This is a genomic window from Labilithrix luteola (assembly GCF_001263205.1).
GTDB classification, from domain to species: Bacteria; Myxococcota_A; Polyangia; order Polyangiales; family Polyangiaceae; genus Labilithrix; species Labilithrix luteola.
Genome location: NZ_CP012333.1, coordinates 556,140 through 570,242, shown reverse-complemented (window position 1 = coordinate 570,242; position 14,103 = coordinate 556,140). Strand labels below are relative to the sequence as shown.

Sequence of the window (14,103 nt, the reverse complement as noted above, 5' to 3'; positions counted from 1 at the left end):
TCTCAGAACGTGACGGTCACGGCCGTCGGATGTCGATCGTAGTCTTTGACGCCCTGGCCGAGCTCGCCGTAGATGTTGCCGCCCCAGCACTGGATGGTGCCGTTCTTGTCGAGCGCGCAAACCGTATACAAGCTGACCGCTACCTGCACGGCATCGCCCGTATAGGCGGCCACCTTGGTGAGCTTGGCGGTGGAGGTCACGGCCTTTTCGCCCGTGCCCTGCGTTCCGTAGCTGTCGTCGCCTGCGCACTGGATCGTTCCATCCGTGATGCGCGCGCAGGTGGCGTTCGTGCTCGCCGCGACTTGCTGCGGATAGAGCTCGAGCTTCGGCGTATTCTCGATGGTGGCGAGGGCGGGGAGCTTCTCGTCGTTCGGCAAGCCGGTGCCGAGGACGCCCTTGCTTCCAGCGCCCCAGCAATAGAGCTCGCCGTCGGCGATGGCGCAGGCGTGCGCGGTCCCGGTGGCGATGCTCGTGACCTTCTCGATGTTGTCGATGAGCGCGGGCACCGGGTTCGGAGTGATCGACGAGATGCGTCCCGAGACCTTGCCCCACGAGACGAGGTGGCCGTCGTCGAGAATGCCGAGGACCGACGTCTGGGTCGAGGCCGTGCGGACGACGTTGAACGTCTTCATGTCCGCCCGCGCGGGACCGGCCACCGTGCCGGCATCGCTGCGGGTCGTTTGTTGCTGGTCGTTGTAGCCCCAGCAATCGAGCGTGCCCGTGGTGGTGACTCCGCAGACGGTGCGCGAGCCGACGTCGATGCGCTCGAAGAGGTCGGTGGTGACCACGGGCCCCGCCGTGTGATTGGTGTAGTCGGAGAGACCCGGCGTTTCCCGAAGGCCGAGCTGACCTTGGCGATTTCGCCCCCAACACTGCGCGGTGTTGTCGGCGAGGACCACGCACGTCGCGTACTCCGCCGCGCTGATCTGCTTGGCGGTCGCGACGTTCAGTACGGTTTGCGGGGCAATGACCGTCGTCGCGGTGGTGCCGAGCTGGCCTCCGCTGTTGTCGCCCCAGCAGCGAACCGTGCCGTCGCTGAGGCGCGCACAGAAGTGCTGGTCGCCGGCCACGAGCTGAACGGCGCACGGCTCGCTGGCGCACGTCACCGGGACGTCGGCCGATTCGAAAGGCGGCCGGACGATCGGCGGCTCGGTGACGTCCGGCTTCGCATCGGCCTGCGCGTCCGAGGTCGGAGGAAGGGAGGCGTCGGGCCTGGGCGTGCCGGCATCGGCGGTGTCGTCACCGCCGAATGCGGTCCGCGGTTCGTCGCTGCTGCTGCAAGCGACGAGCGTGCCGACGACAGCCGCGAGGCTCGAACTGACGAGGAACAATCCGCGAATTCGGGTCATGGTCGTGTTCGATCCTTCAGAGGCTGTTCACGGGGCCCTTGTGCAGGGCAATGTCCTGGCCGACGACCCAGACGTTGTCGGGGCCCGTGCCCCAGATGGCCGCGAAGTCGTTCGTGATCGGAATCACGTTCTGCGTCGCGATGTGCGAGACGCTCCACTTCGTCCCGTCGAAGTGACGGAGCCAGCCGTTGATGCTCGCCATGTAGATGTCGTTGGGCGACGACGACCACACGGCGCGATGGGCGACGCCGACGCCGAAGCCGTCGTGCAACGTCCAGGCGAAGGTCGCGCCGTTGTCGGCGCTTGCACCGGTGACGTAGCTCTCGGGCGGTCCGAAACCCAAGAGGATCGTCTGCGTCGGGCTCACCGTCGTGCCGCCGAGAAAGAGGTAGCTGTTGAAGTACTCTTTGCGCCACGTGAAGCCGCCGTTGCCGTCGGACACGTGATGCGCGGCGTACGCGCCGTAAGGATCCGAGGTCGCGACGATGCCCTGCGGGCCGCCAATCCAGAAATCGGTGCTGCTCGTGCCCCAGACTCGGTCGTAGCCGTTCGTCGTCGGGGCAGTGGGATCGACCACCCACGAGGCCGACACGTTCGGATCGCCGCCCGTGAAGTGGTAGAGGCGTCCGTTGTAGCTCCGGTAGGTGAGGGTCGTGTATCCGCCGGTCCAGATGTCCGTGGCGCTCGTGCCCCAGACGGTGCGGATTGGCACGTCGAGCGGAATCTGCGTCCACGTGAGCGCCGTCGAGCTCGCGCCGGTGCCGTGGAGCAATCCCGCGTCACCGCCGACCCAGATATCGGTCGGGCTCGAGCCCCAGATGGCGTAGAGCGGCGACGTTCCCGCGCGCGCGATCGTCCACGCTTTGCCGTCCCAGCGGAGGATGTTGCCCTCGAGCGAGACGGACCACACTGCGCCCTGACCATCGCCCCACACGTCCTTGAGGAACTGCGTGTCGGGAACGTCCGTGTGGCACCAGCCTTCGTCGGAGCATTTCTTCTCGACGGGGGCGGCGTCGGACTGCGCGTCGTCTGCCGAGTCCGTTCCGGAGTCCTTCACCGAGGAGTCGCTGCCCCCATCGGTTCCGGGAAGCGTGGTCGTCGCGTCGCTACCGGCGTCGACGTCCGTCGTGTCGGGCGATGCGGGATCGGCCGCTTGGTCGTTGGCGCAGGCCGCGATCGCGATGGTCAGGCACGCGCCGGAAAGCAGCGCGGCAGCTCGAACGTAACTGCCTCTCATTGTCCATCTCCCTGCGCGCCAGCCTTGTGACCCGTGAAGTGCAACACGATGCCGTCGCCGACGACCCACACGTCGTTCGTTCCGCTTCCCCACACGCCGTTGAGATGCGGCTTGGTTCCTTCGGGGAGCACGACCGTGGACGCCTTCCACTCCGTGCCGTCGTAGTGGATGACGGTGCCGAACTCGCCGACCGCCCAGATGTCCTTGTCGCTGGTTCCCCAGATCGCGCGGAGGTTGTTCGTCGTGGGCGAAGCGACCTCGGCCCAGGTCGTGGCGCCGGTCACGAAGTGACGGATCGTTCCGATGTTCCCGACGGTCCAAACCGAACCGGCGTTCGCGCCCCAGACGGACAAGAGGTCGGCATTCGACAGGCTATCGAATACGGTCCACGTCGGAACGCCGCCGTCGGCGAGCGTGCCGTCGGTGTGCCGCGTGTAGCCGTCCGGACCGACGCCCCAGACGTCGTTCTCGCTACTGCCCCAGAGCCCGCGGATGGCCGGGCAGGTGCTCCCCTTGATGCAGCCGGAGATGGCCTGGAATCCCGCGCCGCCGTCGACGATGGCGGTGCGCCACTGGCTCTCCTGAGCGAGGGCCGAGGTCCGCGTGAAGTTCTCGCCGGCGAACCAGACGTCGCTCGACGAGGAGCCCCAAACGGCCGTGACGAGCTTGCCGCGCGAGCCGCTCACGGTCGCGTAGTCGGCGATCGGCGGCGCGACGGCGGTGAAGGTTGCGGTTCCGTTCGCGAAGCCCGTCGAGTGGAACGTCGCGCCGGGCGTGCTGGTGATCCAGACGTCCGTTGCGCTGCTTCCCCACACGCCGAAGAGCGATTGCTTCACGCCGGTCGAGAGCGCAGTCCACGACGTGCCGTCGTAGTGACCGACGGTTCCGTTCGAACCAACGGCCCAGACGTCGTTCTTGCCCGAACCCCAGATGCCGGCGAAGCCGACGCGTCCGTCGATCCCGGTCGTGGCCGGGCACCAATCGGCCTCGTCGCACGAGAGAACGTGCGTCGTGCAGTTGGGATCGGCCGCGTCGCAGCCACCGTCGGCCTCGCCACCATCGGCGGAGTCGGCATCGGTCGTGTCGGCGTCCGGATCCCCGGTCTCGGGGCCTGGAATGACAGAGGCGTCCTGTGCGGTCACCGTCCGTTCGTCACCCTCGCTCGCGCAGCTGGCGAAGATGGGGAGAAGCAGCCCGACGCCGAGAGCTCCTGCACGCAGGGCATTCTTCTTGTGGAACAGCATGTCGACCGTGGAGTGAATCATTGAACTGGTGTTCCCCCATCGCATGCGGTCATGAAGCACTTGCCTTCGATGCAGGGCTGACCCGCGGCGACGTCGCAGCGGTTCCCGCACGTTCCGCAGTTACCGCCGTTGACCATGAGGTTCGTCTCGCAGCCGTTGGCGGGATCGTCGTCGCAATCACCCCAGCCCGCTTCGCATTCGTATCCGCAGTAGCCCTTACGGCAGGTCGACGTTCCGTGGTTGAAGCCACCGGGGCAGATGTGCCCGCAGACACCGCAGTTGGCGAGGCTCGTCTGGAGATCCGCGCAGATGAAGTTCGGGCTGACGCCGCAAAGGGTCTGGTTCGCCTCGCACAAGCAGGTCGGCGCGCCCTTGTCGCCGGGGAGGCAGAGCTGGCCGGCCCCGCACTTCTTCCCGCAGGCTCCGCAGTTGTTGGCGTCGGACCTCGCGTTGGTCTCGCAACCGTTGCCCGCCGGGTCCGCGGCGTCGCCATCACAATCGAGCCAGCCGGACGCGCACGTCAGCTGATTGCACTGCCCGCCCACGCACGTGTACTGGGTATGAGGCTGCTTCGGCGCGGCGATCCTCGGGCACTGGATTCCGCAGGCTCCGCAGTTGAAGTTGTCGCTCGAGACGTTGACGCACGAGAGGCCGCAGTCGGTCTGGCCGTCCGGGCAGCCACACTTGCCGCCGTGGCAGTTGACGCCGTCCGGGCACTTGACCCCGCACGCGCCGCAGTTTTGGTTATCGCTCGACGTGTGCACTTCGCATCCGTCGTCGACGTTCCCGTTGCAGTCGGCCGAGGTGACCTCGCCGTCGGGCTCACACTCGCGCTGGCACTTGCCCGCCACGCAGTGGGTCGTCATGAGACGACCGCCGAAGCCGGTGGGACAGACGTTTCCGCACTCGCCGCAGTTCTGGTCGTCAGTCAGGAGATTGGTCTCGCACTTGAAGGCGAGGCCGCTGAACTTGTTGCACGTGGCGTACGGGGTGGGGCACTCCGTGCCCATGCACATGAAGAGCTCGGGGGGCGTCTCGTTCGATCCATCGGCGTCCGCGCCCGCGTCGTCCTTGGGCGGATCGACGAACGTCGGCCCGCTGGGCGAACTGTCCGCCCCGGCGTCGAGGGTCGCGACGATGTCGCTCCCGTTGTCGTTCGCGCAGCCCGCGTAGGCGGCGATCGTGAAGGCGAGCGCACCGCCCATTAGCCAACGTCTTGCCATGTGTGCCGTCCTTGTAGCGTCAGGGTGACGAAGGGATCGGCGACTCCAAAAAATGGGTAGGCAAACCACCGCAATCGCGAGCATGCAGGGCCCGTCGTTCGATCGGTCGAGCTCGGGCGCGCGGCGGTTGGGCTGTTCGCGAGCGTCCGGATCGTCGCCTTGTGCGACGCCGCTTCGGGCATCGTGGAGGGCCCGTCGCGTATCGAAGTGACCGACGTCGAGGATGAGGGCGTCGAGCCAGGCGCCCCTCGGTTTCTACGTACGCGGCGGGCTACTCACAAAGCCACGCCGAGCGCTTGGCAACGTCGTCGACCCCGCTTTCTGGCGCGAGTTCGGGGCGTTCACATGTTCGCGACGCTCGCTGTCGCGCGCTCGACGGACGAACCTCGAGCGTTGTTCACGCGCTCGAGCTCGGGTGTTATCACCTTTAGGATGCTCTCCCGCTTCGCGCTTGGTGTGACGGCTTCGACGTTCGCGTTCGTCCTTCTAGCGGCCTGCGTGGGAGACGATCCCCCGCCCTCGGGGGCAACAACCCCGCAGAATGGAGACGCGTCGTCCGAGCCAGGCAACGGCGACGGTGGCCCGGGAGCGGTCGGCAACTGCGAAGGGGATTCGATCGACGCGTGCGGTACCTCGTGCACGAAGTGCACGGCGCCGGCGAACGGCACCGTGGCTTGCGTCGACGGCGCCTGCCAGCCGAAGTGCTCGGACCCCCTGACGCTTTGTGGCGGCGAATGCGTCAATACGACCAACTCGCCTTCTCATTGCGGCAAGTGCGATCACTCGTGCGGAGCCGGTCAGTGCGGGGCGAGTGCGTGTCAGCCCTTCGCGGCGGCTTCGGGGTTCACGGAGGTGCACTCCATTGCGAGCTCGCCGAGCGGTATCGTGATCTCGGCGGACACCACCGTCAGCATCTGCACCGATCCGAAGGGCTGCACGGCGACCTCGCTTTCGACGATCAAGGCGGGCGTCGCCCGGCTCAACGACGTCACGGTCGCCGGGACGGACGTGTTCTACAATGGCAACCAAGGCGACTTCGGGATCGTCTACCGCTGCCCAGTTGCTGGCTGCCCCGGTACGGGCCCGACGGTCGTCGACAGCGTCGTGAACCGCACGATTGGTCGCGTCGTGGCCGGGCCGACGGACGTGCTCGTGACGCGCTACGGTGGCCGCGGCCCCTACTCGCAACGCTGCCACCTTCCGGAGTGCAGCTCGATGATCGACGTCCGCCCCGAACCTGCGTCGGGCTCGTACGACGCTGATCCGGCGCGCGAGCTCGATACGCCTTCGCACACCGTCAGCGTCGGTGCGGTTTCGACCCTGTGGGCGACGGGCTCCCTCTACAACGACAACTACAAGCAGCTCCGCGCGTGCTCGCTCGCGACGGCTTGTTCGACTTTCATCGAGATCGACACCGCGGCAAAGCCGGTCACCGCGCTGACGTATTACGACGGCAAGCACTACGGCGCGTCCTATGCTGAGGGTGGCGGCAACGTCATCTTCAGCGTGAGCGATGCGTCGCCGGGCGCACGTACGCTGCTCGTCGGCGACGCCGCCGGTATCACCGACGTTGCCGTCGATGCCTCGGGCATCTACTGGGTGAACGGCACCACCGGCAAGGTTCTCCGCTGCTCGACGCTGACCGGTTGCAATGGCAGCGGCGAGACGCTGGCCACGGGCCAGAACGGTGCCTCGCGCATCCGTCTCGACGACAAGTTCGTCTACTGGATGCTGCCCACCTCGGTCATGAAGGTCGCGAAGTAACCCCTACGCGACGGCGCTGTCATTCACTCGGACGACACAACCTTCCGGCCGGCATGGCCGACGAAGGGGTTGACGCCGTTGCGCGACGACCGACCTTGGAGATCTCCATGCCTCGCTTTTCCCTTGGATTGGGGCCGCTCGTTTCGGGGCTCTGTTTCATTCTCGCGGCCGTGGTCGCATGTTCGAGCAGCGATTCCGGAGATGCCGCGCAAACAGCGGCGGACTCCGGTGCTGGAACCGTGAAGAGTGGGACCGGAGAGATCGACGCCTCACTCGAAGCCGGAGACCCGGACGCGTCGACGTGGGAATGGACCCCGCCGCCGCCCCAGCCCACGAGGAGCCAGGCATGCGGTGCCGCCATGGCAGACGCGGTGGGCGTCGACTCCACGACGCCGTCGGGGCGCACGTTCCACGTATGGGGGCCGCAGGGGTACGACCCGAACAAGGCGTATCCCGTCGTCGTGATGTTCCACGGTTGGTACACGGACGGAAGGTCGTTCGAGTCCTGGTTCCAGATGGAACAGTACGTGAACAACGAAGCCTTCGTAGTCTACCCCGACGCGGCCAACCAGCTCTGGGATCTCGAAGGAACGAGCGATCTCGTCTTTTTCGACGACCTCGTGAAGACGCTCGGCGAGACGTACTGCATCGACCCGTCGCGTGTGTTCGGTTTCGGGTTCAGCTACGGCGGGAAGTTCGCGCATCACCTCGGCTGCCAGCGAGCCGGCTACGTCAAAGCGATCTCGGTCGGTGACGGCAGTTGGGGCCTCGACCCGCTGCAGTGCGGACGGCTTCCCGTTCTCGTCACGCACCGCACGCACGACAACGATGAGCTCGTCGCGTGGGGCAAGACCGCGGCCGACAACTGGGTGACGATCAACGGCTGCACGGCCGACACGACGATCAGTGACCCCACGATGAACTGCACGCTCCACCCGAATTGCAGGCAACCGGGTGGAACGACGACGTTCTGCGAAGACACGTGGTTCGACGCAACGTGGCCCAATGACTGGAACCACACCGTTCGCGAGCCCTATCGCACGTTCACGTGGCAGTGGTTCGCTGCGCTGCCGTGACGAGCGAGCCGCTCACGTCGCGTTCTTCGTGATCATGTAGTGCGTGACCTTCGGCGTAGCCACCGACTCGGCACAGCGATAGCCGAGTCGCGGCAAGTCGAGGCCGGCGAGGAGAGGCTCACCGCTGCCGAGCAGGACGGGCGACACGGCGACGTGCATTTCGTCGACGAGTCGTTCCTTCAGCGCCTCGCGAATCGTCGCGACGCCGCCGCCGAGTCGAATGTCCTTCGCGCCTGCCGCCTTGCGCGCGCGTTCGATTGCTTCGTGAAGGCCGCCCGTGACGAAGTGGAACGTCGTGTCCCCTTCCATCGTGAAGGAAGGTCGCGCGTGGTGCGTCAGCACGAAGACGTCCGTGTGGTACGGCGGAACGTCACCCCACCAGCCCTTCCAGCTCTCGTCGGGCCAGGGGCCGCGCACTGGGCCGAACATGTTGCGGCCCATGATCCAAGCGCCGAGGTTCTCGAAGCCGCGCGCGGCGAAGTCGTCGTCGACGCCCGTCTCGCCGTCTTTGCCGAACATCTGCTGGAACGTGCGCGTGGGGAACACCCACTCGTGGAGCGCGGTGCCGCCGATGCCGAGCGGATGCTCGAGATCTTGGTTGGGACCTGCACCGAAGCCGTCGAGCGAGAGCGAGAAGCAATGGACGCGGAGCTTGGACATGGCTGACGCGCAGCCTATCACGCGCTCCGCGAGCAGCTACGCGGAAGGCTCATTGCGTACAGCTTTACCCTTGAGGTCAGCGCGAAGTCGTCATGCGTTGTCGACGACGAGGCGCGTTCGTCGACGCCCGTGGCGGCCGACCTTCTGCCCGAATCGCCCCGCGATCGCATGACCACAGTGCGCGCACGTTCCGTTCGCTCCGAGGTTCTCTTCGAGAATGACGTACCAGTCGCGCACGATGACGGCCGCGCCGCAGGCAGGGCAATTCGTGGTGTCGCCTTCGACGTCGTGGACGTTCCCCGTGTAGACGTATTTCAGTCCAGCTTGGCGCGCGATGTTCCTTGCTCTGGCCAAGGTGCTCGGGGGCGTCGGCGGAATGTCGGTCATCTTGTAGTCGGGATGGAAGGCGCTGAAGTGCAGCGGGACCTCGGTGCCGACTTCACGAGCCACCCATTCGGAGAGCTCGCCGATCTCCTTGTCCGAGTCGTTGAGTCCTGGAATGAGCAGCGTGGTGAGCTCCGTCCAGACGCGTGTTTCTTTGACGAGATAGACGATCGTCTCTTTGACCGGCGCGAGGCTCGAGGCCGTTTGCTTCTTGTAGAAGTCTTCGGTGAAGGCTTTGAGGTCGACGTTGGCCGCATCCATCTTCGCGTACATCTCGGTTCGAGGTTGGGCGTGGATGTAGCCGGCGGTGACGGAGACGGCGTGGAGGCCCAGCTCGTGGCAGGCATCCGCGGTGTCCATCGCGTACTCCGCGAAGATCGTGGGATCGTTGTAGGTGAAGGCCACGCTGGCGCAGCCCGCGCTCTTCGCGGCCCGTGCGATGGCCTCGGGGCTCGCCTCGTCGGCGATGCGTTCCATCTCGCGTGACTTGGAGATGTCCCAGTTCTGGCAGAACTTGCACGAGAGATTGCAGCCTGCCGTGCCGAACGAGAGAACGCTCGAGCCGGGGTGAAAGTGGTTCAGCGGCTTCTTTTCGATGGGGTCGACGCAGAATCCGCTCGAACGGCCGTACGCGGTGAGCACCATGCGGTCGCCCTCGCGTGCGCGAACGAAACAGAGGCCGTGCTGGCCCTCTTGAAGTCGGCAATCGCGCGGGCAGAGATCACATTGAATCTTGCCTTCGGGCGTACGATGCCAATACCGCGCTGGGTAAGCTGTGCTGCTCTCGGGAGATGGTTCACGCGTGTCGTCGCTCGGGTCTTCCTTCGTGTCGTCGTTCATGGGGCGTCCTCGAAGAAGGCAAAGGCGCCGTAGCCCACGACGTCGTCGCGCGGCCCGGCCGTGTCGCCGGAGCTCGATAGGTCGACGAGCTCCGCGCGCATTCCCTTCCTTCGTGCAACGCGGAGCAAGCCGTTGATCCCGGCTGCTCCACAAGCTTCGTCCCCGTCGAGTCCAGCGTCGAGCGCGAGGATGCGCGAAACCGTGTGCCTGTCACGAGCCCGGCCCACGTCGTAGGGCAGGTAGTGCGAGAGATCCGAGCTGACGACGATGACCGTCTCGGCGCCTCCCCACAAGGCCTCGAGAACGTCGGCCACGTCGTCGGGCGCGGCCCGTCCGACCACGAGCGGAACGACCTTCGCGTTCGGCAAAAGTCGCTGGACGAACGGCAGCTCGACTTCCACCGAGTGCTCCATCGCGTGAGCTCGCGCGTCGGGTTTCACGGTCGCGGCGTGCGCGAGCGCTCGGCGATCGACGGAGACTCTTCCGAGCGGCGTGACGAGCTCTTCGGCGTCGGGTGAGACGACTCCCTCGACGAACTCGAAGTGCGCCGGGCCGAGAACCACCACGCGAGAGAGCTTCGACGCCAGGGGCAAGAGGCGTGCGAATGCCTGCGCCGCAGTCGGTCCTGAATAGATGTATCCCGCATGCGGTGCAATGATGGCCTTGGGCATGCGCGCGAGGCCGGCGCGCTCGCGAGAGGCGTCAGACACGAGGTGGTCGACCAGACGAGCGAGCTCGGCGCTCGACCCGGGATAGAACATACCTGCGGCGGCGGCCGGGCGAATGGGCTGAGGCATGGCGAACTCCTCGCTTCCTTGCCCGAAAGCATGGACACGCGAACGGTCCGCTGCTCGGCCACGTTCTGCTCGCGCTCGCCCGTCCGCGAGCTCACGGGTGATGCAAGATCGTGCCACCGGAGCCGACGGCCCAGACGTCGTTCGCCCCGCTTCCCCAGATGTCGCGTAGCGCGTTGCCCTGGTCGAACGTCAATGCCCAGGCCGTACCGTTCCAATGCACGATCTGACCGCGCACGGTTCCCCCGACGGCCCAGACGTCGTTCGCGGCGCTCCCCCAAATCGCGTAGAGATCGCTCGCCTGCACGCTTGCGTCGGACCATGCCGTACCGTTCCAGTGCAGGATGTTGCCGGCCCCGCCGCCGACGGCCCACACGTCGCTTGCGCCGCTTCCCCAGACTGCGTTGAAGTACCGGCCGGACGGCGTGGTCTCCACCGACCACTGCGTGCCGTTCCAGTGCGTGAGCTTGTAGGCTGCGGCCCAGACGTCGTTCGCGCTACGCCCCCATACGCCGGCCACTCTCGAGAGACTCGCGGCCGACGTGTACGACCACGCGGTGCCATCGAAGTGAATCAGCGCACCGCCATCACCGCCGGCCCAGACATCGGACGGACCGGTCCCCCACGCGCGTGTCAGCACGAACCCGTTGCCGACGGGATGGGTCTCCGACCACGTGGCGCCATTCCAATGGAGGAAGGTCGCGCTCTGGCCGACGACCCACACGTCGGATGCGCCGCTGCCCCAAACGCCCCATAGATTGTTCGAGGTACCGCTCGTGACCGACGACCACGCCGTGCCGGTCCAGTGGAGGAGCGTGCCACCGTCGCCGACGGCCCAGACGTCGTTCGAGCCGCTGCCCCAGACACCGTGAAGATCTTTCGCGGTGCCGCTCGGCGAGGTGGACCACGTCGTGCCGGTCGAGGCGTCGCCCGACGATCCCGACGACCCGGACGACGAGCTGGCCGATGCATCGCCCGAGGAGCCGGACGACGAGCTGCTGCTGCTCGATGTGTCGCCGGACGATCCGGACGACGAGCTGCTGCTGCTGCTCGATGTGTCGCCCGACGATCCCGATGTATTGCCCGACGATCCGGTCGAGCCGTTGCCGCTCGATCCAGGCGTAGAACCTCCGTCCGCCGAGGCGCTGTTGTCCCCGCTCGTTCGAGCGCCGCTCGCGCCTGAAGAACCGTTGTCTCCATTCGTACCGCAGCTCGAGCAAGCCGCGAGAGTGAGTCCGATCAGGATCGTCTTCGAGGAATGGCGCACCCGGAGCCCTCCGAGCGCCGGAATCTGTCATACGCCTCGAGCGTGTGCAAACGCCTGTGCAATGGTTCGCAGGTGAACCATTTGTTGCGCATGTGAACCAAATCTGCCAGGCTCCGTGGCGTGGCGATAGACCGTCGTTTGCTCTACTTGCTCCAGCGGGCGAGCCGTGCGGCCGTCGCACGGGCGAACACCCGCACCATGGAGCAGCTGGGCGTCTCGGCGACGCAGCTGGGGACGCTCGCCCATCTCGCGAGACACCCCGGCAGCTCGATGACCGACATTGCCGACCTGTTCGACCTCAACAAGTCGGCCGTGAGCGGGATGCTCTCGCGTCTCGAGAAGGCAGGCCTCGTCGAGCGGCGGCCGAATCCGAACGACGGACGAGGAAGCCTGCTGTTCTTGACCGATCGCGGCTGGAACGTGCGCGCCTCCGCCATGCCGCTCGTCAAACGGGCCACGGCTGAAATGACCGACGGTTTTTCCGCAGCCGAGGTCGACGTGATTTATCGATTCTTGAACGCCATCGTCGAGCGTTATTCCGAAGACGGAGAAGCAACATCATGAGCGACATCAAAATTTCTCGTAACGGCTCGATGCTGGAGATCGCGCTCGATCGTCCCAAGAAGAAGAACGCCCTCACGTTCGCGATGTACGGTGCGCTCACCGAGGCGCTGAAGTCGGCGAACGAAGACGGCGGCGTGCGTGTCGTTCTCCTCTCCGGCGAGGGGGACTCGTTCTGCGCGGGGAACGACATCGGCGACTTCCTCTCGTCGCCCGGTCTCGATCCGGTAACGGCGCCCCCCATGCTCTTCATCGATGCGCTGATTCGCTTCGACAAGCCGCTGGTGGCCGCGGTTCAGGGCGCTGCGGTGGGCATCGGAACCACGATGCTTCTCCACGCCGACCTCGTCTACGCCGATGACACGGCGAAGTTCTCGGTGCCCTTCGTCGGGCTCGGACTCGTGCCCGAGGCGGCCTCGAGCGTCCTTCTGCCGCGCCGAATCGGTCAGGCCGCCGCGAACGATATGCTCCTTCGTAGCTCGGTGGTTTCCGCGAAGCGCGCCGTCGAGCTCGGTCTCGTCAACGAGATCGCGCCCACGTCCGAGGGGCTCCTTGCCTTCGCGCGTTCCCGCGCCGAAGAGGTCGCGTCCAAACCGCCGCGCGCCGTACGCGCCACCAAGGCGCTCGCCGGAGCGAACCGCGAAGAGCTCTTGGCCTGTGCACGACGTGAGGCCGAGCAGTTCGCGACGAGCATTGCGTCCGAGGAGGCCCGCGAAGCTTTCCAGGCCTTCATGGAACGCCGCGCACCGGATTTCAGCCGCTTCTCCTGAATGCCGCAGGTGGGTTCCGCGCGGCGAATTCGAGTGCTCCGTCCACGGAGCGCTGGACGTCTGTCAGGCCGTGAAGAAGGCGTGCGCGAGCGTCGTGTCGCACTGAGCGGCCCGTCGGACCTGGCCCTCTGATATCGTCGCCCCCATGAAGACGCTCGGGCTCGTCGGTGCGGGAGCCATGGCCCGCGCGTTGGCGAGCGGATGGGGGCCTTCGTTCGTATGCATGGACGCCGGCTCCGGTCGCGCCGTGCGTCTTGCGGAGGAGCTTGGTGGGCGAGCGACGACCTCGCCGGCGGAGCTCGTCAAGGCGAGCGACATCGTGCTGCTCGTGCACCCACCGAACGCGCTGACGGAGGTTGCCGAGCGCTTTCGTTCGCGTGCTCCGCGCATCGTGGTTTCGGTCCTGAGTCGTGTCTCGCAGGCCGACGTCGGCGCGGCATATCCGCGTTCGTCGGTGGTTCGCGTCGAGCCGAGCACGCTGGTTTCGGTTCGCAGCGGTGCGATTCTCGTGGTCGAGCCACCGGATGGGGCAACGCGCACCGCGTTCGACGAGGCTCGGAAGCTCTTCGACCGCTTGGGGACGGTCGTGGTGGTCGACGAAGCGCGAATGGTGGCGGCCTCGGCCATCAGCGGTGTTGGTCCTGCGCTCTGGTCGTTGCTGATCGAAGCGCAGGTCGACGCGGGCATTCGCCATGGTTTGACCGCGGAGCAAGCGAGTGAGCTGGCAGTGGCCACGATGGCGGGGTCGGCGGAGCTCCTCGCGGCCGAGCGTTACGACACCCTCCTCGTGCGGCGCGCCGTGATGGCGCCCGGTGGAGCGACCGCGCGAGGGCTCGCGTCACTCGAAGCGTCCGGTGCACGCGTGGCGATGGCGAAGGCCATCGACGAGATCATCGGCCCGCAAGAACGACCGCGGCGTTCGAAACGCTAGTCC

Annotated in this window: 13 protein-coding genes; 5 read left to right on the top strand and 8 right to left on the bottom strand. The window is 66.5% G+C overall.

Annotated features, from left to right (window positions below):
* Positions 1–2 precede the first annotated feature (2 nt).
* The 4 genes from AKJ09_RS02675 to AKJ09_RS02660 are packed head-to-tail and all read right to left on the bottom strand — an operon-like array spanning position 3 to position 5,053.
* Complete coding sequence (locus tag AKJ09_RS02675) at positions 3–1,349, bottom strand: RCC1 domain-containing protein (protein WP_146645608.1); 1,347 nt, start codon at positions 1,347–1,349, stop codon at positions 3–5.
* A gap of 16 nt (positions 1,350–1,365) precedes the next feature.
* Complete coding sequence (locus tag AKJ09_RS02670) at positions 1,366–2,586, bottom strand: beta propeller repeat protein (RefSeq protein WP_146645607.1); 1,221 nt, start codon at positions 2,584–2,586, stop codon at positions 1,366–1,368.
* Positions 2,583–3,851 (bottom strand): WD40/YVTN/BNR-like repeat-containing protein, encoded by a 1,269-nt coding sequence (locus AKJ09_RS02665; protein ID WP_146645606.1) that lies wholly within the window; start codon positions 3,849–3,851, stop codon positions 2,583–2,585. The genes AKJ09_RS02670 and AKJ09_RS02665 overlap by 4 nt, the downstream gene beginning before the upstream one ends.
* Entirely contained in the window at positions 3,848–5,053 is a 1,206-nt protein-coding gene (locus tag AKJ09_RS02660; protein WP_146645605.1) for a hypothetical protein, read from the bottom strand. The genes AKJ09_RS02665 and AKJ09_RS02660 overlap by 4 nt, the downstream gene beginning before the upstream one ends.
* Positions 5,054–5,485: 432 nt before the next feature.
* Here AKJ09_RS02660 and AKJ09_RS02655 point away from each other — a divergent pair, with 432 nt between their 5' ends.
* On the top strand, positions 5,486–6,817 hold the full coding sequence (locus AKJ09_RS02655) for a hypothetical protein (protein ID WP_146645604.1): 1,332 nt from the start codon (positions 5,486–5,488) through the stop codon (positions 6,815–6,817).
* A gap of 107 nt (positions 6,818–6,924) precedes the next feature.
* Positions 6,925–7,893, top strand: coding sequence for a CE1 family esterase (locus AKJ09_RS02650; RefSeq protein WP_146645603.1), 969 nt, complete (start codon positions 6,925–6,927; stop codon positions 7,891–7,893).
* A 12-nt stretch (positions 7,894–7,905) separates the two neighbouring features.
* Here the strand turns inward: AKJ09_RS02650 and AKJ09_RS02645 are convergent, their stop codons facing one another.
* The 4 genes from AKJ09_RS02645 to AKJ09_RS02630 form a co-directional block, all read right to left on the bottom strand.
* Positions 7,906–8,553, bottom strand: a complete 648-nt coding sequence (locus AKJ09_RS02645) for a dihydrofolate reductase family protein (RefSeq protein ID WP_146645602.1) — start codon at positions 8,551–8,553, stop codon at positions 7,906–7,908.
* Between the two features lie 90 nt (positions 8,554–8,643).
* A complete protein-coding gene (gene amrS / locus AKJ09_RS02640; protein ID WP_146645601.1) occupies positions 8,644–9,777 on the bottom strand; it encodes an AmmeMemoRadiSam system radical SAM enzyme in 1,134 nt (377 codons plus the stop codon).
* Complete coding sequence (gene amrB / locus AKJ09_RS02635; protein WP_146645600.1) at positions 9,774–10,574, bottom strand: AmmeMemoRadiSam system protein B; 801 nt, start codon at positions 10,572–10,574, stop codon at positions 9,774–9,776. Before amrB ends, amrS begins: the two co-directional genes overlap by 4 nt.
* 91 nt (positions 10,575–10,665) lie before the next feature.
* The gene (locus AKJ09_RS02630; protein ID WP_146645599.1) at positions 10,666–11,838 is read right to left on the bottom strand and encodes a beta propeller repeat protein; all 1,173 of its coding nucleotides are present in this window, start codon (positions 11,836–11,838) and stop codon (positions 10,666–10,668) included.
* A gap of 120 nt (positions 11,839–11,958) precedes the next feature.
* Here AKJ09_RS02630 and AKJ09_RS02625 point away from each other — a divergent pair, with 120 nt between their 5' ends.
* The 3 genes from AKJ09_RS02625 to AKJ09_RS02615 all read left to right on the top strand — a co-directional run bounded on the left by AKJ09_RS02625 (position 11,959) and on the right by AKJ09_RS02615 (position 14,100).
* Complete coding sequence (locus AKJ09_RS02625) at positions 11,959–12,402, top strand: MarR family winged helix-turn-helix transcriptional regulator (protein WP_146645598.1); 444 nt, start codon at positions 11,959–11,961, stop codon at positions 12,400–12,402.
* A complete protein-coding gene (locus AKJ09_RS02620; RefSeq protein WP_146645597.1) occupies positions 12,399–13,169 on the top strand; it encodes an enoyl-CoA hydratase in 771 nt (256 codons plus the stop codon). The genes AKJ09_RS02625 and AKJ09_RS02620 overlap by 4 nt, the downstream gene beginning before the upstream one ends.
* Before the next feature lie 145 nt (positions 13,170–13,314).
* Positions 13,315–14,100: a pyrroline-5-carboxylate reductase family protein gene (locus tag AKJ09_RS02615; protein ID WP_146645596.1), complete on the top strand. Its 786-nt coding sequence runs from the start codon at positions 13,315–13,317 to the stop codon at positions 14,098–14,100.
* Positions 14,101–14,103 lie beyond the last annotated feature (3 nt).

Coding starts and splice junctions, on each gene's coding strand:
- AKJ09_RS02675 (WP_146645608.1), bottom strand. CDS start 1,349: ATGACCCGAATTCGCGGATTGTTCCTCGTCAGTTCGAGCCTCGCGGCT.
- AKJ09_RS02670 (WP_146645607.1), bottom strand. CDS start 2,586: ATGAGAGGCAGTTACGTTCGAGCTGCCGCGCTGCTTTCCGGCGCGTGC.
- AKJ09_RS02665 (WP_146645606.1), bottom strand. CDS start 3,851: ATGATTCACTCCACGGTCGACATGCTGTTCCACAAGAAGAATGCCCTG.
- AKJ09_RS02660 (WP_146645605.1), bottom strand. CDS start 5,053: ATGGCAAGACGTTGGCTAATGGGCGGTGCGCTCGCCTTCACGATCGCC.
- AKJ09_RS02655 (WP_146645604.1), top strand. CDS start 5,486: ATGCTCTCCCGCTTCGCGCTTGGTGTGACGGCTTCGACGTTCGCGTTC.
- AKJ09_RS02650 (WP_146645603.1), top strand. CDS start 6,925: ATGCCTCGCTTTTCCCTTGGATTGGGGCCGCTCGTTTCGGGGCTCTGT.
- AKJ09_RS02645 (WP_146645602.1), bottom strand. CDS start 8,553: ATGTCCAAGCTCCGCGTCCATTGCTTCTCGCTCTCGCTCGACGGCTTC.
- amrS (WP_146645601.1), bottom strand. CDS start 9,777: ATGAACGACGACACGAAGGAAGACCCGAGCGACGACACGCGTGAACCA.
- amrB (WP_146645600.1), bottom strand. CDS start 10,574: ATGCCTCAGCCCATTCGCCCGGCCGCCGCCGCAGGTATGTTCTATCCC.
- AKJ09_RS02620 (WP_146645597.1), top strand. CDS start 12,399: ATGAGCGACATCAAAATTTCTCGTAACGGCTCGATGCTGGAGATCGCG.
- AKJ09_RS02615 (WP_146645596.1), top strand. CDS start 13,315: ATGAAGACGCTCGGGCTCGTCGGTGCGGGAGCCATGGCCCGCGCGTTG.